The sequence below is a fragment of the Fictibacillus halophilus genome (assembly GCF_016401385.1).
Lineage (GTDB): Bacteria > Bacillota > Bacilli > Bacillales > Fictibacillaceae > Fictibacillus > Fictibacillus halophilus.
In genome coordinates, this window is record NZ_JAEACF010000001.1 from 1513350 (window position 1) to 1537213 (window position 23864).

A 23864-nucleotide genomic window follows, 5' to 3' on the forward strand; every position below is an offset into this window, starting at 1 on the left:
TCATTCACTCGCTTTCATAATGCTGTTTTACGCTTTAATACATCTCAAGTCTTATTCAAATTACATCTGGAGAAACTGTCTGTGTCTTCATTTTATATCTAAAATAATACTATAAAGACATTACGAACGGAGATAAGTTATGACAGACACTTTTACCAGAAAACAACTTACACTTGAACTTTTGCTGCATATTACACTAACGTCATTAACCCTTGTAACCCTGATCATGCTGCTACCGACCATTCAGCCAATCTTTAAATTGATCGGCATCGGGCTTGCGATCGGTATCGTAACTTTTGACTTACTCTTTTTATGTAAACGTAATCTGCAATCCTTAAAAATCACTCGCCTGATCGCGCTCTATTTCTTTGCCGTCAGCATGTTCGTGTTTGCTATCTTTTACGTGACAAAACTGTTAGTGCTAACAGACATGTACGGATTTGAAAACTTATTAAAGTTAAATGAGTCCGCTGCCAAATTCATCTACTTAGCTATTTGTTTCGCACAGCCAATCATCTTGCCTCTGCCTGAAGTCGTAACGGTTGCTGCAGCTAGTGCTGTATTTGGACCGTTCACAGCGATTTTCGTAGGATTTCTCGGAACACTAGCTGGAATCATCATGATGTATTTCATCGCAAGATTTGGTGGACAGCGCATTGTTTCAAGGTTTGTAAAAGAAGAACACCTCACAAAGTACCAAACTTATGTACAGAGAAATGAAGTCCTCTTTTTAGCTATTATGTTTATCATTCCAATTTTACCGGACGAAATCATTTGTATTGGAGCAGGACTTGGCGGGGTTACGTTTCGACGGTTCTTTATTATTGCAGCACTATCGAAGCTGTTCACCTCTACAATCTTTGCTTACTCCGTGGAACTAGCGAAGATCTTCTCTTTAACAACGACTGAATTGATGGTGTATGCTTCAATCATTGCGGGAGTTGCATTTATCGTGACAACGTTGATTAAGAAGAATGTGAGACAGAAGGAAAAGGCTTAATACGAAAAGCTGCTCCCAAAGAACATATCGTTCTAAAGGAAGCAGCATTTTTATTCAAATTCGTTAAGAGTTAATGCGTACCAAGTCAATACAGGTTAGATCAAAGGTGATGAATCTTCTTCTCGTTTCACCTTGAACAACCGCATCATATGAAAATGTTGCACAGTTCTTCCCAGCATCAATTTTTACTAGAGTGAATAATGTGGGAGAAGTTGAGCTGTCTAAACGAAGCGGTTGACCACCTAAAATAATATAAAACTGATCAGCTCCACCAACAGGCGGAATTGGAGCAACTGCAACAAGGGAGATCGGAACAAGCAATTCTTCACCCTCACTCAATTCTATAGTTGTCGCAAACGGAAGATATCCTTGGGCTGCAGCACGGAGTTCATATGTGCCGGCTGGTATCCCCAGTAATGAGAATATGCCTGATTCATTAGATGTAAATTCACTCACTAAGGTACCTTGTAAGGTAAATAGCCTAATGGTGACTCCAGCTAACGGTCTGCCTGTTCGGCTGTCTAATACTTGACCTGTAATATCTCCATCCGCACCAGCACTTAACGCAAAGTTAACCCCAGTTCGATTCTCCCCGCTTCTAAGTGTGAGTGACAATGAGTCTTCCAAATATCCTTCTGCATCAGCTGTTACCGTGTATATGCCTGCACTAAGATTTCCAATCAAATAGGTTCCATCGTTACCCGTTGTTGCACTGCCTACAACAATACCATTTTCGTCTAAAACGTTTACCTCAGCATTTGGTAACGGACCGTTTCCTAATATAATGACTGTACCCGTTATGGAAGAAGTTTGACGTTGACCTGGTAGTGCAAAGTTTTGCTCTACCGTTGTGTTAACAGGCAACAAAGATATTCTGCTATCTGTACCATATCCTAATGCAGATGCTCGTAACGTATATGATCCATTACTCAATCCAGGAATTGTGTAGAAACCGTCGATGTTTGTTAGGGCTACCGCTACTGGGCGCCCAATAACTGCTAAAGCATCTACTTCAGCATTTAATATGCTCGTTTCAACGGGACCGCTTAATTGATCAAACGTTTCTACGATTGCACCTACAATCGGTAGTCCTGTATCTGCATCAGTAACAAAGCCGGTAAACAAACTTGGAACTGCAACTAAAATAAAGTTAACAACGCTTTGAACATTTGGAACAGCCGTAAAATCCAGTACACTGCTTCTATAATCAGCATTGATGGCAGCAAGGCTAAATTCACCTGGTAGAAGACCTTCTATTAAATAATTTCCATCATTATCTGTCTGCACCTCTGCAATCACAACACCGTTATTGTCCGCTAATCTAAGCAAAGTATTAACGAGAGGCTGTGAACCTTCAGCATTTCGAACCGTTCCTCTAACACTTGAAGTAACAGCTGCCAATTGAAGATCTGCGAAAGTCGTGTCTCCAGGGATAACCGAAATTTCAGCAGAGTCGTTTCCAAACCCTTGTTTGGTAGCAATAATCGTGTAGTTTCCGTTTCTCACTTGGCTAAAACGATATCTACCTTGTTCGTCAGAAAGCGTTGAGGCAACGACTGGCCCTGACGGACTTATTAAACGAAGTTCAACACTAGCTCTAGTGATAAATAAACCTGATCCTTCATTTGAAACGAAACCTTCCACAATACCAGGTTCAAAATCTAATGGTAAATTTGTAATCGTCGTATTATTGGCTACAATAAAAACACTTAGTGAACGCTTTTCAAAACCACGTGCACTTACGATCATTGTATAAATCCCAGGCAGTAAGTCCAAGACTCTATAAGTCCCATCTGACTGAGTTAAAACTGTTGTAACCACCGCTCGAGTTGCATCTACAATTTGTACGACTGCCCCAGCTAGAGGCGCGCCATTCGAATCAGAGATTGCTCCTAATAGATTCCCTGTTTCCAAGGTAAGAGCAAGAGTGACCTCTGTTGTAACACCATTCTCAATAATGCCGCCTATAGATAGATTGCCATAGCCTCCTTTAACAGTGGAAATAACTACCCCACCTTCTTCAAGGTTTTGCTGAGAAAATAAACCGTTTTGATCAGTTATACCAGAAGTAATTGGTATACCTGTTTCGTTAAAGATATTCGTTACAACTCCTGATATCGGATTGTTTGTTGCAGCATCAATGACCCTAATCGATAGCCTACCTCCAACAGCAGTTAGTTGGAGATCAAGAGAAACCTCTTCTCCTCGATTTACTGTTACAGCAAACGTATCCGCATTAAAACCTTCAGTTGTTACAGTCACAAAATAATTTCCTTCAGGGACTTCTGGAATAACATATGTTCCGTTTGATTGAGCTAAAATGGTAGTTATTAAACTATTATTGAGATCAAAAAGGTTGATCTTGATACTTCTTTGAATGATGGGATTTCCATCTTCATCTGCAACTGTTCCAAATATACTGCCAAATAGGCTAGTTAATAGAAGATTAGTAGTTGTTATTAAGTTACTGTTCACAACTGCTCCTATTGACGATACAGCGTACCCTGAGAGATTTGCAGTGACTTGGTAAGAGTTTGGCTTCAGACTTCTAAATGTAAAGCTACCATTCTGTTCAGTAACGGTAGATGCGATAACAATATTGTTTAATAGAACGTTCATTACAACACCAGGTAAACCACTACCGCTCTCATCAGTAACGATTCCTGTTATAGCACCAGGATCGGGAATCAAATTAATTGAAACGTTCACTGTTTCCCCTGGTGTAATGGAAATCCCTTCTGTTTCATTCTGGAAATCAAGTGCCACTACGGTTAAAGCATATGTTCCAACAGGTAGATTCCCAATAAAGAACGTCCCATCATCATTTGAGACAGCAGAACCGATAACCGTCCCGTTTACATCAATTACCTTTACACTTGCGCCAATTATTACGCCATTCGGACCATTAACTGTACCTGTTAGTACACCTGGGTTAGACAATAAGAAGCCATCAACTGTTGTTGTTGCATTCGCTTGAATCGTTGCTCCAGATGAAAACGTATTATAGTTTGGTGTTGTCATGGATACGGTATATTGTCCTGGAGATAGCCCGCTGATCACATACACACCTGCATTATTTGTCACAGCTCTGCCCGCAGGCTGAACACTCGTTCCAAAAAACAACTGAACGATTGCTCCAGCGTTCAATATACCTGTTTCTTGGTCAATTATTGTTCCAGTTAGAATCCCTGGAAGTGCAGTAAGCTCAATATCAACAGTTTGTGTTTGACCAGGATCCACTGAAAAGCCAACTGTATTTGTTTCATAATCCGGATTTGAAGTTCCTAACGAATAGATGCCTGAAGTAAAGTTCTCGATTAAATACATTCCTTGATCATCAGTTTGAACTTCTGCTAGTTCTGCACCTGTTTCATCAATTAGTCTAATAACCGTATTGATAAGTGGAATCACAACGTTTTGAGCCGAAATATTAGTTGTTAAACTCTCATTTTGAATGATCCTTGCTGAAATCCTGCCTCGAACATTCGAGAGACTTGGTGTAAGAGCAAAGTTCCGGAATGTTGTTGCGCCATTTTCAATAAGAACTGAACCTGTTGCCGTTCCAAAATTCTCTTTTGTAACGGTTAAAGTGAAAGCTCCTTCTGTTATTAATCCAGAGCTATAATTACCATTACTATCTGTTAAAACCGTATTGATTACAGGACCGAATGGTGAAATGGCCCTAATCTCAATAGAAGCTCCAATTAATGGAACACCTGTTGCTGAATTTGTAACGTTACCTGAAATGACTCCACCTTCTGGAATGAGGATAATGTCTACGACAGTTTCTTGGTCAGGTAAAACAACACCACTGCCAATTCCTGTTCCCGTTCCATTTCCTTTGGCAGTCACCGTATACTGGCCTTCAACCAGGTTATCAACCTCATAAGAACCATTTCCATTCGTTATAACCGTTGAGATTGGTGTGTTTTTTCGGTCTAATATCTGAACTGTGGTATTGCTAAGAGGTGTACCATTTGGATTTTTAATTGTTCCAATGATTGTGCCAGGATCCGGCTGCAGGTTAAGGGTTACATTTGATAGAGACAAAGAATTGATTATGACTCCAACGGACGCTGCACCATATCCATTTGCTATCGCACGAATGTTTAGTGGGCCAGTTTGAAGGTTACCTACTCTAAATAATCCGTTCTGGTCTGTTGTAATAGTGGCAACAAGAATGCCACTTACATCAGACACCTCAATAAAACTTCCTGATATCGGTAAACCTGTTACAACGTCTTGAACAATTCCCTCCAAAACACCACGATCTTCTGTAAGCGGGACTAATAAATTTGTTGATTCCCCGTTCACTACGATGGCACCAACTGTTGCTGTTTGATATCCGTCTGCTATTACGTTCACTTGATACGTTCCTGCTGATAAGTTCTGGAATGCAAAGCTTCCATCTGAGAGAGCAATTAGCGTTTGCAGCAATACTCCACCATCATTAAGAAGTCGTATAGATATTGTTCTATTTGAAATTGAATTGCCAGATTCATCTGTAACAGTTCCAGTTATTGATCCCCCTACCTCCGACAATGCAAAAGAAACACTAGAAGTTTGATTCGGAAGTACAATAACACCGATTTGATCCTGTACATAATAAGGAGAACTTGCAATAATGGTAAACGTTCCAGGTGAAAGCAGAATGGATGTAAAGGTACCTGTGGTGTCTGTATTTGTTGATATAATCGGAATTCCTTCTGGCGTAAGAATAGAGATGAGGATACCTGGTAATCCTTCTCCCGTTTCTGCACTTACAACTGTTCCAAAGATCAATCCTCCTAACGGGGTTAAGAACACATCTAGATCAGTTAGCTGCTCTCCCGGTTGCAACGAAACACCGGCAGTCGAAGATGAATAATTTTCTACTCCAGCAACTACTGTATAAGACCCTTCTGGCAAGTTCCCGATGACAAAGTTCCCATCAAAATCTGTGATTCCGTTTCCAATTTCACTATCATTTTCATCAACCACTCTCACACTAGCATTCGATAACGGTATTCCATTACCATCAGTTACTGTTCCTGATATCGATGCTGGATCAGGCACTAAAGCGACCTGTACAGTAGTTGTATCATTAGAAGTTACGATTACACCTGTAGAGCGAATACTATAGTTTAGTTGAAAGGCGTTTAACGTATATGATCTTGGTGCCACACCTTCTATTAAGAAGTCTCCTGCTGCACCTGTCGTTCTTCTTGCAATTGGTGTAACACCACCTGGTGCATACACTTCTACTTGAGCACCTACTAGCGGAGCAAGAGTTTGTTCATCGAGTATCACACCTGAAATTTGACCAGGTTCTGGCACTAAGCTAATATTGGCTGTTACCGTCTCTCCTGGTCCGGCATCAATCGACACTTGCCGTCTCTGATAATCAGGAGTAATAGCAGTAACGAGATATTGTCCTTCCGTAAAACCTAGTATTCTATAAAATCCTTCAGAGTCCGTGTTAACAACTCGAACAGTAAACCCGTACACATCTAAAAGTCGTACTGTAACATTAACTAACGGCTCGCCAGACTCTGAAATGATAGTCCCTTCCACTGTAGCTGGGAACGGTTCAAGGGCAAAATCTACAACTCTTGTATTATTGGGGGGTACAAAAACTGAAGCACTTGATGAACCATACCCATCGTCTGTAAAAGCAACAATAGTATAAGGACCAGAATACACACCTTGTGTTACATAGTTACCTTGCTGATCCGTTACAGTGTTTGCAATAACGGGACCTGTTGGAGATAAATAACGGACTTGAACCATAACTTGAGAAATCGGAAGCCCTGTAACAGCGTCTGTAATGGTTCCTGAAACAGTCCCAGGTTCAGGAGTTAAGATGAAGCTTAAGGAAGTTGTTTCATCAGGTAATACAGTAAACGTTGCACTCTGACTCGAATAACCGTCAGCACTAATGATCGCTCGATACGTGTCAGGTGACAGATTGGCAAATGTAAATTGACCGAAACTATCCGATACCCCTTTTCTATCAAGCGGCTTACCTGAAGAAGTTACTAATATAATGGCATTCGATAACGGATCTCCCGTTAACTGGTTTGTGATATACCCTGTAACTGCACCAGGGTTTTGTGTTAAAGAAACTGAAATGTTAAATCCAGTAACAGGCACAGTAACCGTAATAATCTCATTTCCGTAGTTCACTGCGTTAACATTTAACAGATAGATACCCGGTGCAATTGAGTCGAATGTGAAAGTACCATCAGTACCTGGATATTGTTTTGCGACAAACATGCCCGTATTATTTGTTAAAGTAACAGAAACGGCAGTACCACGGATTGGATTTCCAGTTGCAGCATCTGTTACGGATCCTGTAAGTGTGGTGAGAACTTGCGATAACGGGATTGTAATAATGCTTACCGCACTGCTGTTGACGATAACAGCTATCATATTTGGAGAATATCCGTCTAATTCAGCACTTACAAAATATGTGCCAATTGACAGTTCCGGAATTTGAAACGCACCGTCAGTGTGCGCAATTAAAGCTTGCAGAAATTCTCCATTAGCACCGAATAATTTTAATTGAATATTGTCTCCGGAAAGGGGAATTCCATCTCCATCTGTGACTTGCCCTGAAATACTCCCGACAGTACTTGTTAATTGAATATCAGCTCCCGCAGTCTCATCACTTTGTACGATAACTCCTGTAATTTCTGTCGAATAGTTTTGAGCAGAAGAAGTAACTGCATAGGAACCTGGAACAAAATTCCTAAGCAAAAAGTTTCCAAATTGATCAGTTGTCGAGAAGCGAACCAAGATTCCGAGACTATCACGTACAAGTATGGCCGCACCTGGAATCGGTGAACCTGTCGTAAAATCTGAAACTGTTCCTGAGATAGAACCGCGAATTGTCACTAACTCGAAATTTAGCTCTGTGACTTCCTGGCCGGGACCGACCGCAACATTCCCTGTAGCATTTGCATAGCCTCCTGCCCTTATAACAACTGCATAAGAACCTGCCGGAATATTGCTTATCGTGTAATTTCCATCAGCATCTGTTGTTCCACTTCCAATAGGCGTTTCATTTAAATCGAAAAGGGAAACGGTTGCGTTAGATACTGGCGCACCAAGATCAGAAATTAGATTACCTGAGACACTTCCTGGATTAGGAAGTATTGATAGTGAAATATTCGTTGTTTGACCAGAAACAACAAAGGCTCCCGTAATACCTACAGAATAATTAACCGCTACAGCTTTCACAATATAGTTACCGGGAGCTAAACTCTGAAACAAAAAATCACCTTCAGGAGTAGCGGCAACGGTGTTTATGAACTGGTTATCCATTGTATACAACTGAAGCACAAGTCCAACAGCCGCAGGTGCTACTGTACCTGTAATTGTCCCAGGATTAGGTTGGAGTTCAAAGTTAACAAACTTCGTTAATCCAGCGGGAACAACTACACCTAATATTTTGGTTTCATATCCTTCTGCAACTGCAGTAAGAGTATAAACTCCTCCAGGCAAACCAAGCGAAAGGAACGTCCCATCCGTACTCGTTACAGCCGAATCGACAAATGCTCCTAGCGTGTTGCTAATATTAATGGTAGCACCCACAACCGGTTGACCTGATAAAGAATCTATTAATTTCCCAGTTACAAACCCAGGAGACGGAGCAAGACTTATCGTGACAGAAGAAACGCTGCCGGGCGTTAACGTTACTGACGCTGAAGCAGTTTGGAAACCTTCTGACGCAACTACGACTGTATATGTGCTTGGCATTAAATCTTCAACTATAAACACACCATCATTGTCTGAAAAAGTTGTATTTATAATGAGACCATTCGAATCAAGTAGTTGCACGACTACTGATACACCTGCAAGAGGCTCTCCCGTATCACTGTTAATGATTGTTCCCGAGATAGCAGACGGATCTGGCATTAATGTAAAATTAACAACGGAAGCCACACCAGCTGTAATAACCGCTCCACTTAAACTTGTTTGATAATCAACAATATTTGCTGTAACTATATAACTTCCAGGAAGCAGTTCACCAATCACATAATTTCCATTTGTATCAGTTACAGCTCTAGAGATAAGCACATCAGAATCTGCATTCTTCACAAGAATGACTGCACCTGGAAAAACATTTCCTTCGTTATCCTGTACACTTCCTGAAAGCAAACCAAAAAGAGACTGAAGTTCTGTACTTATCGTCGTTGTTTCGTTATCCTCTATAACTGCACCAAGTGAAACCGGTGAAAATCCATCTGCCCCAACAATAACGGTATATCGATCAGGCGCTAACCCGCTTATCGTATAGTTTCCATTGCTGTCAGTAATGGTCTTTGCTACCACGATGTTATTTAGTACGACATCCACAGAAGCACCACTAATTAAACTTCCTCCTGAAGAAACCTCTCCTGAAAGAACACCTGCAAGTCTTCTAAGTGTGACATCTACCGTTGTAGCTTGATCTGACTGAACATACGTACCGATCGTTTTTGTGCCGTGGCCATCAGAGGAAAAGGTGATTACATACGTACCTGGAGCAAGAGAATCGACTGAGTATTGTCCATTTACATCGGTGGTTGCAGAGGCATCCGTAATTCCAGAGCTGTTTACTACTTTTAGACTTGCTCCTGGAAGTGGAACACCGCTATCCTCATCAAATACTGTTCCGGCGATTGAGCCTGGGTTTGCTAATAGATTTACATCTACTACAACAGTTTGACCGGCACTCACTGAGAAACCGACAACAAAAGTTTGAAAAGCAGGCGCACTAACACGAAGCCTGTAAGAACCTGGCGCAAGACGATTTATTACATACTGTCCTACCCCATCCGTCGTCGCGGTCACAACGGCTATTCCCGTACCGCTTAAAGCTTCAACTTTGGCCCCGACTATAGGTCCTCCACTTCCTGTTATCGATCCTGTTACCGTGCCAGGATTCGGCTGCAGTATAAAGTTTGCTGTCGTAGTCTGATTAGATAACACATTTTGCCCAATTGTTGCAGATTGAAAATTATTAGCAGAGACCGTGAGCGTATAATGCCCAGGGATCACTGAACCAAACGTATATCCTCCTGTCGGAGAAGATGTCACACTGGCAATAACTGTACCAAGATTATCGGATAACAAAACGGTTGCTCCACTAACAGCAGAACCTGTGTTTGAGGTAACCGTCCCTTGAATAATCCCTGGAATAGCAACAAGGACAGGATTAATAATGGTTATCGTGCCAGGTTGAATGACAGCAGATTGTGCCACAGTTGTGTAGTTTACTTTTGAAAGTTCAATCGTATAAGTACCTGGTGCTATATTCGTAAAACTATACTTCCCGAATGCATCCGTTTGCGTAACGGCAACCTGTGTTTGACCCAATAAAAGTCTGACAGTTGCATCGTTTACTGGCTGCGCGTTCGAACTATCCAATACCGTACCCGCAGCTCCTCCTGTTGCTTGAACATCCAGGGAAATAGAGGCAGAAGTTGGGGTGAGATCTGCCCCAGTAAAGCTATCAATTCCCGTTGCACGAACAGTATTTAATGCTTTATTTCCTGCTGTATAAAATATCCCATTTTCTCCAAAATGAAGGGTTGCACTTGCACCAGGGGCTATATTGCCAACGGACCAAGTGAGTGTTTTCGTTGAGGCGTTGTAAGCAGTTGTCCCTTGCGAAACACTTATGATCGAAAAGAGTGACACCACATCTAATGAAACAATATCAGTTACATTGATGATGGTCGCTGCACTTTTCCCTATATTTGTTAATGTAATCCTACCCGTCCACTCTCCGATCTGGCCAGAAACAGGCGAAGTCGGACCTGAAAGCAGTGTCTTTGTGACCTGCAAGTTTGCCCGTACATTTCCTGAATTTATCGTAACAGGATTGGAGAATGCATTTTGAAATTGAAAGTTCTCTGATTCACGAAGCGAGTCTTTGTTGTAGTTGTTGTTGTTTGCAGAGGTAAAAGCAACCATTTGCACAGAGCTTTGAGCAGTAATACCCAGCAATGAGAAGAATGTAGACGCTGGTACAAGAAAATCAATAAAGTAGTTTTGTGTATTATCAAGTGTAGAATCCGCTTGCACCACACGGGCTACGTCAAAATTAATAATGGATCTGGAATAATTCGGATTTCCTCTCCCATCTGTTCCTTCAGCAGGATCATTCCATGAATTTACTTGTTTAATCGTGTTCTGCACCAAGTTCACTCGGTTATTTAAACCATTTACAGCAAGGAGCCAGTCATACGTCCCCGCTACTCCAGTCGTGTTCAGCAAAACACCCCAAGCAAAGTTTGCAAATGCTGTTTTGGCACTATTTCTCGGATCTGATCGTACACGCATTCTGAAATAAACGTTGATTTCATCATAAGCAAAATAAAAGGAAGGAAAACTGTTATTGCCTACGATATCTGTTCCTGCAGGATTAATATCTCGTATGACATCAGCATAAGGAGCACCGCCTACCGTTATCGCTGAAAACTGATTATTACTGGGAAAAGACATCCCAACACCTCCGGCAAAAAAATAACATCGATTTAATATACGCGGAGAAACCTCGTACTGATTACCGTTTTTTGAATAACGTTTCATTACACGAAAAAAGAAGCTCTTCAAATAAACAGCTTCTCATTTTTGTATAAATTGGGCACATGTCCGATCATTTAACTAACTTATACATCAACACATCATCAACATACTCGCCGTTGCCAAACTTAAATTCTCTTACTTTTCGACCTTCCTCTATGAATCCTAGTTTCTTATATAATTCTATTGCTCTAGTATTGGTAGAGAACGTACCTAACGTAACTTTTTCAATGACCGGATGCTTTTCAGCCCAAGATAAGAGCTCGTGAATCATAAATTTTCCTATCCCTTTATTTCTCCATTCTTTCTGTAACATGATGGCAAACGATCCTGTATGGTGCATTCTCATCCTTTCTTGTGACCGAAAAACGATCCATCCCACTACATTTCCGTCAAACTCGGCCACAAGCATCGTCTCACGTTCATGCTTTAGAATATTTCGTATCCATTCTTGATGATCTTCTGTGGTCTTGTTAAATTCTTTTGAAACCGCAATAAAATAATCGTGTTCAGAAATCACTTCACGCTGTATCTGTAGAATAGCTTCTGCATCCTCAACACGAATCGTACGAATGCTTACTTTATGATCTTGTTTACTCGACATTGTCTAACCTCTTTTTCATAAATAGTTATGAGTTTATGACATGATTCTCTTTCATGATGGATTGAACAATATGAATTGAATCCCACTCACCACGAGAAAATTTGATGATGGGGAATCGCTTTGGAAAAAGCTTCTCACAAATGGCTTCAGGGGTATTACCTTGATTTTGTAAGAACAATACTTCATGCTGTATACCTAGTAGATAATTTAGTTTTCGTTCAAGTGCCTTCCTTCCATCTTTAACAAACCCCGCATGATTGCAAAACACTTCTTGAAAGTCATACGTTAAAACCCGTTTCAATGATTGAATAATAGTAGGAATGCTCTCTTCCTCGAGGACCACTTTCGTCCTTTCCATTACATATAGATCACCTGTGAACAGCTGACCTGTTTCTCGATTTAGAAATGCATGATGATCCAGTGCATGACCTGGAGTAGGTATGGCATCCCAACTCGCATTCCTAGACCGAAATTCACTTGGCATTTTTTGCGCAAGAAATGGTTTTCTTCTTCCCCAAAAGAACTGTCTGTACAAGGGATAATGTGCTCGTTTCGCACAATAATCAATTGTTTTTTCATCTAAATAGATGGGGACTTTTTTTGTTTTCTCTATATAATTCGCACACCCTGTATGATCTTCGTGAAAGTGCGTTATAAAGACTTGGTCAAAATCTGCTTGGTCAATAAATGGTTTGAAATGCTGATGTAAAGACTGCGCACCGGTATCAATTAATACACCATCCACGAGATAACTGTAAACATTTAGTGAGACACCTTGAAAACGGATCTTTCCATTTAAGTAAGAAACATTCTGCTTTTCTCCATACTGAGAGGTTTTCTTCAAAAACACAGCTTTCTCACTCCCCACTTCTCTCTTTTTGTTTCGTTACTATTTAGACTCTAAGAACTTTAATTCCATAAAAGCCAGTATACTCCTTCCACCCTCATAATCATGTTTTCATTAATCGAAATAATAAGGTATCCCCAACAGTGTCAGATTATTGGGAAAATTGATGAGGATCTTGTCACTTTATGCTACCCTCTAGCATAGGATTTTCCCAAGTTTTATTTTTCCATTTTATGTTAGATTTAAATTACAAGTCTTATAGAAAGGAGTTTTCCATGAACGTCGGAACTAGAGAGCCCATCACACAGTCACTCGAGCGGTGGCATACTGCCATCCGGACAAATCACATACAACAATCAGAGAGTATACATAACGAGATTAAGAGTGAAATTACACAGATTAAAGACCCGTCTACACAGTTGTATTATCAATTGTTAAACAGCCGTTACTTGATTTTGAAGAAAGAACTAACTTCTGCACACGCCATTCTAGATACCTTAAATGATGTTCATCTTAATCGAACTGATATTTTTGGGTACTATATGAACTTAATTACTGGAATGCTGTTAACAGCTGAAGGAAATTATGAAATAGCAGAATTGCGTTTTATCCGGGCGTTTAACCTATTAAACGTATTGAACAACATGACGGATGATATCGTGCGAGCAGACTTTTATCATAAAGCTGCCGTGTTGTATTATCACATCCGTCAGCCACTCACAGCACTGGATTATGCGAACGAAGCTTTGAAAACGTTATCTGAAGCGGAAGATTATGAACTGTTTCAATCCGGTTGTGAGAATATTCTGGGTCTTGCTTCTCTATCTTTGAAACAATATGGAAAAGCAGAAGAACATTTTCTGTGCGCACTTGATCTCGCCAAGCGTATCGATCAGTCATATACCTCACTGATCAAATACAACATCGGTTATCTGTATGCTGAACAAAACATGTCCGAACTGGCAGTACGCTATTTGTTAGAGGTATTTGAGGAAGAAGAAGCCTTTTATAAGACACACTTCTTATTGTCTCGAGAATTCTATCGATTGAATAATGAAGAAAAAGCAATACCGTTCTACAATAAAGGAATCGAGCTCGCGAATGAAGAATATCTTCATCACTTCAAAATTCTGAACGCCTTAAATCAGACAACAGATATTAACGAGCTTGAACGTATTGTTAAAGAAGGAAACGACTATTTTAAACAACACGAACTCTTTGGTTTCGTAGAAGATTATGCTGGAGAACTTGCACAGGTCTTTTTCAACAACGAGAACCACGATAAAGCTAGTTATTATTTTAAAGAGTCTTACGAAGCAAAACGCGCTTTACAAAAAAAGGAGGCACTAAAATGAAAAAATTCGCTGCAGGTATCATCATCACTTCACTAGCACTAACGGCTGTGTTTGTTGGACTATCAACAAAATCAGTTGAGCAAGCTGAGCATGGTAGAACGTTCTCCCTTTCTCAAAAATTATAATACAGGTTGTTAGCACAAAAAACGATCAGAGATTTTCTGATCGTTTTTTTGTGCTTAAATTTATAGGTTACTTTATGCTTCTCCAATATTCATTGCTAGCAACAAAAAGAATAAGAAGACAAATGTGATGCTGTTTAACGAAATACCTAGTACAATATTGGTCCACTTTTTTGATAATATAGCGAATATTACACCTGATAGAGATAAAACTCCAAATACCAGTAAAAAGATCCCTGGGTATTTGATATTTTCATTTATAAAAAAAGATAGAATGATACATATACCCACCATCAAAAGTGAAAGTTTACCATACTTATTCACTAGCTATCCCCCATAAAATATATTTACTATAGTATATATCATATTTATTAATTTGAATTACTTTCCATTAACGTACTCTAATCTAATATCGTGAAATTTTAACTGTTTTTATAGATCTTTTAACCAACTCATTCCCATTGTAACGATCCATGTGAGAAAAGGTATGGCTAGACTATTTAACGCATTATACCACTTTATTTTTTCATTTCTTCTTTTCAATATCCTATCAGTTATAAAATACAAGACAGCGGCCCCTAGACTAAACCAAAGCAAGATTAACCCGAAAATCATATGTAATGCGGCAGAAATAATGATTTCTGCGTTTTTATTTGAAGATTTAATAGAAATAAATTCTCCAACTTTATCACTAACTACTGATGTTAATACACCATAGATTAATATTGCTGGAAAGCTATACATCATATAAACAGGGATTATTCCAATACTGGCAAATACATAGCTTAGAAATGAATTGAAAGATTCATCTCCAAAAGGATCGGGTATAAAGAAGCCTAAAATGATTGCAAAAATTGTGCCAGATAAAGAAGCCGCTACTATTTTTCTTGATAAAATAAATTTCACTCCTGTTCCTACCAACTCGTATCCATACCCTCACTTAGAAGGAAGTTTAATCGTAAAAGATGTCCCCTTCTTCAACTCGCTATCAATCGTAATTCGTCCACCCATCTGTTTTATTATTTGGTGGCATACGGTTAAACCGAGTCCCGTTCCTTTTTCTTTAGTAGAATAATACGGACTGCCTAGTTTTTTCAGCTGTTCCTTAGACATGCCCATACCGTTATCTTTAATTTCGATACATACATAACCGTTGATATTCTTGAATGCTAATACCCTAATTTCACCTTTTTCCTTGATCGCTTCAATGGCGTTCTTGATAATATTAATCAATACTTGTTGAATTTCCAGTTTTAGCCCCTCAATTTTTAGAGAAGGTTCCACGTGTTGCGAAATATGTATACTATTCAAAATGGCATAAGAGTGCATCACATCTATTGATTGTTGAATGGTAGATGAGAGATCAATAATTTCGTATTGATCTGTTTGTGGTTTAGCCAGCGCTAAATATTGATTAATGATCTCCTGTGCTCGATCAAGTTCTTCAATCGAAATACTTATGTACATTTGCTGTTCCTTTGTTAGATCTTCTTTTTGCATCAACTGCATAAACCCTCTTACTGACGTCATAGGGTTTCGAATTTCGTGTGCTACAGAAGCCGCAAGCTGACTGACCACGTTCATCTTTTCCGTTCGAAGAAGCTCTTGTCTCATTTCCATCTGCTCGTTCATGTTCTCGATTAAATGCACGACTGCAATTAACGTTGCCAATACGATTAACGAAGAACTTAATTCAAAAATGAGTTCCTTCTCATCTCCTATTATTAAAAGTGAGATTCCTCTTGTTATTGGAATCAGTGAAAAGAACAAACTAATCACGGTAATCTTGCCTTTAATGCCGTAACGATGAAAGAGCTTTGTTATGGGCAATAACAATAAACAGAGGACCATGTAATTTCCTAGCAAAACGGCTAAGTTCTGATCTGTGAAGTAACCCATCACCAGTAGGACAAATAAGCTTAAATACCCTACCCTTTTCCCACCGTATAAGAACGACAATATGATGGCAACCGATTTAAAATCATATTTATAGATTTCAGAATAAACGACTGGCTGGCTCATCGTGAAAACTAAAATGATAAGCATGAGCAAAAAGAATCTCGAAGTAACTTTCTTCCGTTCTTCATCTCTTTCGTTAAAGAACACTTGATAAATAAGGATTGTAAAAAGGATAAAGACCACGTGTAAGCACATGCTTTGTATCGACTCTAACATTCTGTTCCCTACTTCCTTGATTTACCTGCCTTACATGATTTTCGACAACTTCTAAGCATATCCTTGTCAAAACGACGAATTTTCTAGGTATTACTATCTATAATTTTTATAAAAAAATGCACTTCTCCCATTTGGAAGAAATGCACGTTTTTTACCTAATTCAGATTAATATTAGAAAGCTCTACTAAAAACTTGTCCTCGAAAACGTAAAGCATCCTGTGCTCGAATACGCTGACTCTCACTCAATTCACCTATATCGACCCATTTGTAGTCAGAGTGTTCTGTGCTGAGAACAATTTCAGCATCTTCTGAGATCATACATCGGAATATCGCTGCTTGAGTGTTAATTGTACTGTGATAATATAATCCCGTTAAAACAGGATCTATCACATCAATACCAAGCTCTTCTCTACATTCGCGGAACAATGCCTGATGAATCGTTTCACCTGAATCCACAGCACCCCCAGGCAAACTCCAACCTTTGTTTCCGTAAGTTCGTTTTAACAATAGCACCTTATTCTCTGCGTTAAATATCATGGCATGAGAACCGAATCGAAACGTATCAAGAATCGTCAAATGAATCCCTCTTCTATTAATATTGTATAGTGAGGTTAATTCTATTTAACAACAAAGTTCTCCTTCTTAGCTAATCAGTTTAAGTCCAACTGCAGCACTAAGCACCATTGCCATGAACAGAATTCTTAGACCATTTTTTGATTCACCATAAAATAAGATTCCTACAAGTCCCGAACCTACAGTACCGATACCTGTCCAGATCGCATAAGCGGTACCCATCGGTAATGATTGCATTGCAAAACTCAACAAAAGAAAGCTGCTACTAAATCCTATAACAAGAACAAGAAATGAAAGAATGTTTCTTCTTTTTGCAACAAGGTTCATTCCTGTAACACCCACTACCTCAAACAGACCTGCAAACACCAGAAAGATCCAGCCCATTAGTGAACCCCTCCTTCTGATTTTGGTTTTCCTGTTACTAATTTAAGTCCCATAACTCCTGCAAGAAGAACAAGAATGAGTATAATTTTCAACATTTTAAAAGGCTCACCGAAAACAAGCATTTCCATCAAAACTGTCCCACTTGCTCCTAATCCGGTAAATACGGCATAAACTGTACCCACAGGAAGTTTATTCGTAGCCAAAATAAGAAGCGCAAAAGAAAAGATGATGGCAATTGTGGTTCCCGTCCACGTTAAGAAATTATATGAATGCTTTAAACCAATTACCCAACACACTTCAAACACTGTACCTAATAGAACATAAGCCCACGCACGATTCATTACTATTCACCACTTTCACTACTAATACCCCGCCAGAAAACGGACCATGACTGTTTCGATCTTTTTTGCAGTCGTTCTGGAATTCCATAGATTAACTCAACAAGAAGTCCATCTAACATCGTAAGAAACGCAAGAGCTGCTGTTTCGGGTGTAACATCCGGTCTTAATTCATCCGAATGTTGTTCGATAAATGACGTAAATAAACGCTCCAAATGATCAACAAATTTGTTGCTGCCCGCTTTTATCACTTCTTCATGCTGCACTGGCGGGTAAAAAGACGTTCGCATAAAAAACTTCATATTGTTGTTTTGTTCGAATCGATCTAAATACTCTATTAAAAATCTAAATAATACATCTTTCAGTGCATGAGATTGCTGATTTTGTATAAATTGTTTAACAAAATCTATTTCACAATCTGTTGCATCTTTAAACGTTTGTATATAGAGATCATCCTTACTCTTAAAGTGCGTGTAGATCGATTGCTTCTTTATGCCTACCTCATTTGCGATTATTGCCAAAGAAGCACCCTCATAACCGAGTTGTGCAAACTGGACGAGCGCTATTTGTTTTAATTGATCATAAGTCATTAGGAAACCACCTTCCGAACGGTCGTTAGTTAATCATATCACACTATTCTATAAAGTCAATTTTTCGTAACGGTTTAAACTTGCCTCATGGGTGCCAAAATGTGGTATCATTATTTTTGGTAAAATAATGAAAAACAGGAATGAGTGCGGTACATGGAGACTCCCAACAGTAAAACATTTATAGATAAATTGGATTACGGAATTCTATTTATACTCTTCTTATTATCAATTATTAGCTTAATGTTCATCTATAGCGGCCAACAATCAGGTCAGTATAATGATAATTTTGTTCCAAAGCAGATATTTTGGTACACATTAAGTACCATTTTGATGTTAGCTATAGCGAGGCTTGATTTTGAGCAACTTAAAAGAATGTCTTGGTATTTCTATGGCATTGTTTTATTTTTTATTGTGATGTTAATTTTTGCACCAGAAAGTATTGCAAAGCCGATCAACGGTTCAAAAGCGTGGTATCAATTACCTTTCCTTGGCTCTTTTCAGCCTTCTGAATTTATGAAGATCGCTTTGATCTTAGTTCTCAGTAATATCGTTGAATCTCACAATTACCAATATATTCAGCGAACGATAAAATCGGATCTATATCTAATTTACAAAATAGGACTAGCAAGTTTAGCTCCTATTATCTTTGTCGCCATCCAGCCAGATTCAGGAATGATCATGCTCTACCTTTCCATCATTCTGTCCATCATATTCATATCAGGTGTAAGCTGGAAGATCATTTTGGCGGTTATCTCATTGCCATCTATCGTCTTGACAGCATTAATCGTCATCTATTTTAAATTTAATGACTTTTTTCAGACGAAACTGCTCGTCTTACTTCTTCCTCACCAACGAAGTAGGATAAACGGCTGGTTAAATCCGTTTGAATACACCGACCAAGGATACCAAACGAAACAAGCGATTACAGCGATCGGTTCAGGTTGGTATTCCGGTAAGGGATGGATGGAAGGAATCATGTATGTACCTGAAGCTCACACTGATTTTATCTTTTCCATTATTGGTGAAGACACAGGTTTTCTCGGTACATCCATCGTAGTAAGTCTATTCTTCTTATTAATCTATAAAATCGTAATATTAGGCGTAAAGTCTAATTACTCGTTTGGCGGGTATATGTGTTCTGGCATAATCGGACTTCTTTCGTTCCAGATTTTTCAGAATGTAGGCATGAATATTGGTTTGTTGCCGGTAACAGGGGTTACGCTCCCTTTTTTGAGTTATGGAGGCAGCTCACTTTTGTCTAATATGATGTTAATGGGGATTGTACTCGGAGTAAGTGTGCAGACGAATCGATATATGTTTGAGATTGATCAGTAAATAAGGTGAAGATGAACGTAATAATTGGGAAAACGACCGGATAATAATCTGGTCGTTGTTTTTTTCAATGGAGTTTTTTAATGGTGTTTTCAGTTAATCTGTCCGTTTGGGATCATAATCTGTCCAATCTTGTTCTTAATCTGTCCATTTCCCTCATTAATCTGTCCATTTTCAATTATTATAAATCAACAATCAGTTGCTTAACTTACACCACCTCAACATACCCCCACTCCAATGTGCAAACAGATAAAAAGCACTCCTCTCATTAGAAGAAGTGCTAACTAACACAATCTATTCACTCGTTTGAAGTATCTTAGTTACATTAACTGATTCCTTCAATTTAGGACTTCCTGCGTTATCCGCAAATCCGAAAATACTAAACAATACAATCGTCATACCAAGTAAGAATTTCTTGTTTATTTTCATCATTTCACCGAGTCCAGTTCAATTGTAGCTTTAAACAGATCGCCGTCAACATCGATGTCCATGCTGCCCTCATGAAGATCTACAATGGATTTTGCGATGGCGAGACCAAGGCCAGAACCATCAGTATGACGTGATGTGTCTCCGCGTTTAAACCGTTCAAATAGTTCTTCAAAGTTTCCGCCTAGTTCATACTTCGAGACATTTTTAAAAGAAACGATGACCTTTCGATTTTCCTCTGTTACGGACACATATACTCTAGTATTCTCCATAGAATACTTTAATGCATTGCCGATCAAGTTATCAAAGACGCGCCACATCTTTTGTCCGTCCACATGAGCAAGGACCGGAACTTTAGGCGTTGCTAGCCTGAATGTAAGTGACGATTCTTTGATGGTTTCATTGTATTCAGCCATGGCTTGTTGAAGCAACTGGACGATATCGACATCTTGTTTAATCAGCTCCAGATTCCCGCTTGCCATCTTAGATACTTCGAACAGATCGTCAATCAGAACCTTTAGACGCTTCGACTTGCGATCTATAATTTCTAAATAAGCATTCTGATCCTCTTTTGTTACCTCTTGTGACTTTAAGAGTTCTGTATACGTAATAATCGATGTCAAAGGAGTTCGTAAATCATGACTAACATTGGTGATCAGCTCCGTTTTAAGCCTCTCACTTTTTGCTTCAGCACGCTTCGACGTTTTCACACCCTGTTTTAATACGTTCAGGTTTCCAGCTAACATGGCTAGTGCTGATTTACCCTTATTAGGAAGGTCTTGCTCCATCTGTCCCGATGCAAGTTCATTCGTATGCTGAATAATTCTATTAAAGTACCCAATTCTTTTTAAAAGGTAGATTAATACCGGTAAAGTAAAGAATAAAAACAGAATGAAATAAACGACGAAAGCCATGGGATGAAAGAATACGACTGCAGCACCGAAACCTGATAAGAAAATAACGATAAGAAGCAGCATGATTTGTATAGCAACACTTCTATTGTAGAATGCATCAGAAACTAACCGGTAAAACCATTGGGCTGACTTAGAGATAAACGCATCTCGATATAATTGTTTGTTTCTAATATCCCGGTAGATCCAAGTGGTTTGAATAAGAGTGATACTCACCATAAGCGCTGTGATCATAAATTCGAATAGACCATCACTATACGTGAATGAAAATGCCAAGTTATCGTAGTTTTGTGCGTTCATAACAATTGCCATGATTGCAAAAAACAAACTGATTAATAAGAATCCCAATCGAATATCAATAGGTACTCTACGATAGATCTTTACTTTGTCTGAAGAAGAGATCATCTGTAGTGGATGAAGTCTTCTTCCCCATAAAAATACAAGAAATAGAATCACAATACTGCAAATCGAAATAATGTAAAACACTGTTTGTCTCTTCTCAAAATCATCTACTTGTTTTTGTAACCAACTTCCTTGTTCAGGAAGAGTAATTATGCCCTGAAGTGTTTTTGACTTTTGAGGAAAATATTCGTAATGATATTCTATGAATGAATCTGGCGCACTAATACGTAAGTTGCCGTTTTCAGATGACGATGAATACTCTCTACTGAACAAATTTGTTTTTCTCTTAAGATCTTCAGGGCCTTCTGCTGAAGAAAGATTAGTATATACCTCTTTTGAGTTCATATCTACCAGGTAGTAGTTGAAACCCAAAAGGTTAGGATCATAATCAGAAATATAACTTTGTCTTTCTTTAACAAGTGTCTCTACTTCTTTTTCTTTTTCCTTCACGATCTTAGCTTTGATATGATCGTCACTTTTGAAGTTCTCCATGATATCTTTAACTTTTGCATCTCTTTGTTCTTCATAAAGCTTAACCACTTCGTCGTTCTTAGCAGTCTTCGCTTCATCAATCTGGTCCTCATATTGGCTTTTGATATCTGCTATCTGCTCTGACAAACTTCCATAGCGCGTACGATGTTCTTCAATCTCTTCTTTTGAAACTTTTATATTGTCCTTAAGCTCATCTTTAGAAAAATAATTGATTTCAGAAATACTGATATAGTTGATAAACCCCTCAAACTCTGAGTTAAACTCCTCTGTATGAAAGTAATCCTTCTTAAAATACCAATGACCATTTTCAAGTATAGAAACGATCCCACTTAACCCAAAGGTCAACAGCATGATCCAAACAACCCACTTGCTTCTATTTTTCCATTTTGTATCCAATTCCCCATACCACCTTTAAATATCTAGGATTTTTCGGATCAATCTCAATTTTTTCTCTAATCTTCCGGATATGAACCGCGACTGTGTTCTCGGCGTTGTAACTCGGCTCTTTCCAAACCCGCTCATATATATCATTAATCGAAAAAACTCTTCCTGGGTAAGACATTAACAACTCCACAATTTTATACTCAATAGGAGTCAACTTTACGGAATCACCGTTTATAGCCACTTCCTTTGCTTCCTTATCGAGTGTTAGACCGTTCAAATTGATTAGATTTGTCTTCCCCTCATATGTACCAAGAGTCACGTAACGGCGTAGCTGAGATTTAACACGGGCAATCAACTCCAAAGGATTGAATGGCTTCGTCACATAATCATCCGCACCGATCTGCAATCCTAGAACTTTATCGGTATCTTCACTCTTCGCGCTTAAGATAATAATCGGTATGTTTTTTTGTTCTCGAATCTTAAAGGTGGTCGATATACCATCTAATTTCGGCATCATAATGTCCATTACGATAAGATGAATGGGGTGTTCATCCAATTTCTCTATCGCCTCAATTCCATCTCTTGCTTGAACAACTGTTATTCCTTCATTTTTCAAGTAGATCTCTATCGCATCGCGAATTTCTTTTTCATCATCTACAACAAGTACGTTAAAATCATTCATGTTCTCACACTCCCTTCTGCATTATAGCATGGCATATATTTGAAATTACCTTTATTCTATCTCGCAATCCTTTACATTTTGTTAGTAAAAATCTTAAGACTTTCTTAAGTTTCAAAAATAGCTTTTAGCTTAAATATAGGCAAACAAAAAAGTGCATTTCTATCTAAAGAAATGCACTCTTTCTTGAAACTCTATTACTTTTGAGATTCACAGTATTTTTTAAAATTGTCCATAAATGCTTGCCAACCGGCTTCTTGCATTTCAACTGGATTCGTAGCTTCAGCTTCAAATGTCTCAACAATTCTCGTTTCATTATCTAAGCTAACAAACGTAATCGTCACTTTTCTTCCATCATCTAACGTATAACCAATGTATTCATTTGTTTTGACTTCATCATATGTCCCGCTAAAATCAAATCCAAAGCTGCCATCTTTTGCTTCCATCCTTGTCAAAAACTTCCCACCAGCTTTTAGATCATTTTCAGCTTTAGGTGCGTGCCACTCATCGGAAGCAAAGCTCCAGCCTGTAATATGCTGTGGCTCGGTCCAATATTTCCAAACTTCTGCAATGGGTTTATGTACTGTCGTTTCAACTGTGATCATAACTTTGTTAGACGTCTCCATTCTTCAAACCACCTTATTAATAGAATTTTAAACGTAGACCTACCATTTTATAAACTAACGATTGCTATTT

At 38.8% G+C, this 23864-nt stretch carries 18 protein-coding genes; 4 read left to right on the forward strand and 14 right to left on the reverse strand.

Going from position 1 to position 23864, the window contains the following annotated elements; translation table 11 throughout:
- Positions 1–139: 139 nt before the first annotated feature.
- Complete coding sequence (locus tag I5J82_RS07835; RefSeq protein ID WP_233096428.1) at positions 140–1000, forward strand: TVP38/TMEM64 family protein; 861 nt, start codon at positions 140–142, stop codon at positions 998–1000.
- Positions 1001–1063: 63 nt separating this feature from the next.
- Here I5J82_RS07835 and I5J82_RS07840 read toward each other — a convergent pair whose 3' ends face one another.
- From I5J82_RS07840 to I5J82_RS07850, 3 genes are all read right to left on the reverse strand, one after another.
- Positions 1064–11473, reverse strand: coding sequence for a carboxypeptidase regulatory-like domain-containing protein (locus I5J82_RS07840; RefSeq protein ID WP_198767377.1), 10410 nt, complete (start codon positions 11471–11473; stop codon positions 1064–1066).
- Positions 11474–11627: 154 nt separating this feature from the next.
- Positions 11628–12158 carry a GNAT family N-acetyltransferase gene (locus I5J82_RS07845; RefSeq protein WP_198767378.1) on the reverse strand — a complete coding sequence of 177 codons (531 nt, stop codon included), beginning with the start codon at positions 12156–12158 and terminating at the stop codon, positions 11628–11630.
- 25 nt (positions 12159–12183) lie between these two features.
- A complete protein-coding gene (locus tag I5J82_RS07850; RefSeq protein WP_198767379.1) occupies positions 12184–13008 on the reverse strand; it encodes an MBL fold metallo-hydrolase in 825 nt (274 codons plus the stop codon).
- Between the two features lie 272 nt (positions 13009–13280).
- Here I5J82_RS07850 and I5J82_RS07855 point away from each other — a divergent pair, with 272 nt between their 5' ends.
- Both I5J82_RS07855 and I5J82_RS20510 read left to right on the forward strand, forming a co-directional pair.
- Positions 13281–14360: a response regulator aspartate phosphatase gene (locus I5J82_RS07855; RefSeq protein ID WP_198767380.1), complete on the forward strand. Its 1080-nt coding sequence runs from the start codon at positions 13281–13283 to the stop codon at positions 14358–14360.
- Entirely contained in the window at positions 14357–14485 is a 129-nt protein-coding gene (locus I5J82_RS20510; protein WP_260858542.1) for a hypothetical protein, read from the forward strand. Before I5J82_RS07855 ends, I5J82_RS20510 begins: the two co-directional genes overlap by 4 nt.
- A gap of 72 nt (positions 14486–14557) precedes the next feature.
- Here I5J82_RS20510 and I5J82_RS07860 read toward each other — a convergent pair whose 3' ends face one another.
- The 7 genes from I5J82_RS07860 to I5J82_RS07890 form a co-directional block, all read right to left on the reverse strand.
- Positions 14558–14806, reverse strand: coding sequence for a hypothetical protein (locus I5J82_RS07860; RefSeq protein WP_198767381.1), 249 nt, complete (start codon positions 14804–14806; stop codon positions 14558–14560).
- A gap of 108 nt (positions 14807–14914) precedes the next feature.
- Positions 14915–15403 carry a hypothetical protein gene (locus I5J82_RS07865; RefSeq protein ID WP_144699850.1) on the reverse strand — a complete coding sequence of 163 codons (489 nt, stop codon included), beginning with the start codon at positions 15401–15403 and terminating at the stop codon, positions 14915–14917.
- A 15-nt stretch (positions 15404–15418) separates the two neighbouring features.
- A complete protein-coding gene (locus I5J82_RS07870; protein ID WP_198767382.1) occupies positions 15419–16657 on the reverse strand; it encodes an ATP-binding protein in 1239 nt (412 codons plus the stop codon).
- A gap of 171 nt (positions 16658–16828) precedes the next feature.
- The gene (locus tag I5J82_RS07875; protein ID WP_233096429.1) at positions 16829–17233 is read right to left on the reverse strand and encodes an NUDIX hydrolase; all 405 of its coding nucleotides are present in this window, start codon (positions 17231–17233) and stop codon (positions 16829–16831) included.
- 66 nt (positions 17234–17299) lie between these two features.
- Positions 17300–17614, reverse strand: a complete 315-nt coding sequence (locus I5J82_RS07880; protein ID WP_144699844.1) for a DMT family transporter — start codon at positions 17612–17614, stop codon at positions 17300–17302.
- Entirely contained in the window at positions 17614–17955 is a 342-nt protein-coding gene (locus tag I5J82_RS07885; protein WP_198767383.1) for a DMT family transporter, read from the reverse strand. Before I5J82_RS07885 ends, I5J82_RS07880 begins: the two co-directional genes overlap by 1 nt.
- A gap of 2 nt (positions 17956–17957) precedes the next feature.
- Complete coding sequence (locus tag I5J82_RS07890; protein ID WP_198767384.1) at positions 17958–18542, reverse strand: TetR/AcrR family transcriptional regulator; 585 nt, start codon at positions 18540–18542, stop codon at positions 17958–17960.
- Positions 18543–18695: 153 nt separating this feature from the next.
- Here I5J82_RS07890 and I5J82_RS07895 point away from each other — a divergent pair, with 153 nt between their 5' ends.
- Positions 18696–19877 (forward strand): FtsW/RodA/SpoVE family cell cycle protein, encoded by a 1182-nt coding sequence (locus tag I5J82_RS07895; RefSeq protein WP_198767385.1) that lies wholly within the window; start codon positions 18696–18698, stop codon positions 19875–19877.
- A gap of 291 nt (positions 19878–20168) precedes the next feature.
- Here I5J82_RS07895 and I5J82_RS07900 read toward each other — a convergent pair whose 3' ends face one another.
- The 4 genes from I5J82_RS07900 to I5J82_RS07915 form a co-directional block, all read right to left on the reverse strand.
- Positions 20169–20306: a hypothetical protein gene (locus tag I5J82_RS07900; RefSeq protein WP_186320506.1), complete on the reverse strand. Its 138-nt coding sequence runs from the start codon at positions 20304–20306 to the stop codon at positions 20169–20171.
- The gene (locus I5J82_RS07905; protein WP_198767386.1) at positions 20303–22501 is read right to left on the reverse strand and encodes a histidine kinase dimerization/phospho-acceptor domain-containing protein; all 2199 of its coding nucleotides are present in this window, start codon (positions 22499–22501) and stop codon (positions 20303–20305) included. Before I5J82_RS07905 ends, I5J82_RS07900 begins: the two co-directional genes overlap by 4 nt.
- Positions 22479–23171 carry a response regulator transcription factor gene (locus tag I5J82_RS07910; protein ID WP_198767387.1) on the reverse strand — a complete coding sequence of 231 codons (693 nt, stop codon included), beginning with the start codon at positions 23169–23171 and terminating at the stop codon, positions 22479–22481. The genes I5J82_RS07905 and I5J82_RS07910 overlap by 23 nt, the downstream gene beginning before the upstream one ends.
- A gap of 194 nt (positions 23172–23365) precedes the next feature.
- Entirely contained in the window at positions 23366–23794 is a 429-nt protein-coding gene (locus I5J82_RS07915; RefSeq protein ID WP_198767388.1) for an SRPBCC family protein, read from the reverse strand.
- Positions 23795–23864: the final 70 nt, after the last annotated feature.